Source organism: Nocardioides sp. (assembly GCF_036401255.1).
In the GTDB taxonomy this organism is placed as follows: domain Bacteria; phylum Actinomycetota; class Actinomycetes; order Propionibacteriales; family Nocardioidaceae; genus Nocardioides.
The window spans coordinates 1-1,959 of record NZ_DASWVI010000497.1; the positions used below are offsets into that span (position 1 = coordinate 1).

The 1,959-nt window shown below is 72.7% G+C and carries 3 protein-coding genes; 1 reads left to right on the forward strand and 2 read right to left on the reverse strand.

The genetic code is table 11. The features are described from left to right. The first annotated feature begins 67 nt into the window (after positions 1-67). Positions 68-988, forward strand: a complete 921-nt coding sequence (locus tag VGD85_RS23055; RefSeq protein ID WP_331065773.1) for a hypothetical protein — start codon at positions 68-70, stop codon at positions 986-988. A 44-nt stretch (positions 989-1,032) separates the two neighbouring features. On the opposite strand, the gene VGD85_RS23060 is transcribed toward VGD85_RS23055, so the two are convergent. Next, on the reverse strand, positions 1,033-1,386 hold the full coding sequence (locus VGD85_RS23060; RefSeq protein ID WP_331065774.1) for a holo-ACP synthase: 354 nt from the start codon (positions 1,384-1,386) through the stop codon (positions 1,033-1,035). Continuing rightward, on the reverse strand, positions 1,387-1,959 hold a 573-nt coding region (locus VGD85_RS23065; protein WP_331065775.1), incomplete at its 5' end, for an SIS domain-containing protein.

Sequence of the window (1,959 nt, forward strand, 5' to 3'; positions counted from 1 at the left end):
AGGCACACGACCCAGCACCTGTGGAAAGCGGCCGCGTGACGTCGCGGATCGGGGAAGGAGTGCGGGCATGAACGACGTACTCGAAGCACTCATCGCGGCCCAAGAGGGGATGGTCGCCCGCAGGCAGCTGACCCGGCACGGCATCGACTGGGACCACGTCGACGCCGAGGTGGCGGCACGACGATGGGTGGCCCGGACCCCGCGGGTGATCAGCACGGTGACGGGCGAGCTGACCCGCGCCCAGCTCGAGTGGCAGGCGGTCCTGCATGCCGGCGAGCGCAGCATGCTCGGCGGCCTGAGCGCGGCCGCACGACACGGGCTCACCGGCTGGGACCGCGACGTGGTGACCGTGTACGTCGACGACGAGCTGAGCTTCGAGCCGGTCGACGGCGTGCGGTTCTTCCGCAGCCGCCGTCCGTTCGACCTGCTCCGCCACCGTCGACCGGGGATCCCGGTCTGCCGCCTCGAGCCGGCCGTCCTGCTGTTCGCGGCCTACCAGACCACCCCGCGCCCGGCGCACGGTGCCATCGCGGCCAGCATCCAGCAGCGGCTCACCACCGTCGAACGCATGGTGGAGTGGGTCGACACCCTGCGCCCGTTGCGGTGGTCCAAGCCGTTCAAGCGCACCTTGGGCGACATCGCGGGCGGCGCCCACTCCGGGGCCGAGATACGCCGCATGTGCCGGCGGTTCGGCATCGCGATGCCCGACGGCCAGGTCTCGCGGACGGATCGAGCCGGACACCGACGGTGGACCGACTGCGAGTGGCGCCTCGCCGACGGCCGCGTGGTGATCCTGGAGATCGACGGGTCCTTCCACCTCGACGTGATGGAGTCGATGGAGGACCACCGGCGGGCACGCCGACTCACGAGCACCCACCGCCTGGTCGTGCGGTGCTCCGCCTTCGAGGTCCGGCACGAGCCGGAGCAGGTGGCGGCTGACCTCATCGCGCTGGGGTTGCCGGGTCGTGTGCCCGACACCGCGGCATAGACCGTTCTCAGGCACACGACCCGACAGCCGCGACCCGCCGGCCGTCAGGACTCGAGCACCACGACCGCGGAGGCGATGCCCGCGTCGTGGGAGAGCGAGAGGTGCACGGAGGCGACACCCAGGTCGTCGGCCGCGCGGCGCACCGAGCCGCGCATCTCCATCGTGGGCCGACCGGACTCCTCGGAGACGACCTCCGCGTCGTGCCAGGCCAGCCCGACCGGGGCGCCCAGCGCCTTGGCCAGCGCCTCCTTCGCGGCGAACCGGGCCGCCAGCGAGGCGAGCGGCCGGGACGACTCCGACTCCGTGAACAGGCGCGCGACCAGCCCGGGGCTGCGCTCGAGGGACTCGCCGAACCGGGCGATGTCGACCACGTCGATGCCGACGGCGATGACCGCCATCTACTCCACCGTCACGGACTTGGCGAGGTTGCGCGGCTGGTCGACGTCGTGGCCGAGCACGGTCGCGAGCTCGCACGCGAACAGCTGCAGCGGCACCACCGCCACCAGCGGCTGCAGCAGGACCGGCACCTGCGGGAGCCGGATCACCACGTCGGCGTACGGCGTGATCGCGTCGTCGCCCTCCTCGACCAGGCAGATCGTGCGCGCCCCGCGCGCCCGCACCTCCTGGATGCCGCTGACCATCTTGTCGCGCAGCTGGTCCCGGCCGGCCGGGGGGACGACGCACAGCACCGGCAGCCCCTCCTCGACCAGCGCGATCGGCCCGTGCTTGAGCTCGCCCGCGGCGAACCCCTCCGCGTGCAGGTAGGCCAGCTCCTTGAGCTTGAGCGCCCCCTCGAGGGCGACCGGGTAGCCGGCGTGGCGGCCGAGGAACAGCACCGACCGGGTCCCGACGTGCTGGCGAGCCAGCTCGTAGACGGCGTCGGCGCCGTCCAGCACCCGCTGGACGTGCGCGGGCATCTCCTCGAGCTGGCCCATCACCTCGTCGATCTCGTCGCCGAACCGGGTGCCCTT

Coding starts and splice junctions, on each gene's coding strand:
- VGD85_RS23055 (WP_331065773.1), top strand. CDS start 68: ATGAACGACGTACTCGAAGCACTCATCGCGGCCCAAGAGGGGATGGTC.
- VGD85_RS23060 (WP_331065774.1), bottom strand. CDS start 1,386: ATGGCGGTCATCGCCGTCGGCATCGACGTGGTCGACATCGCCCGGTTC.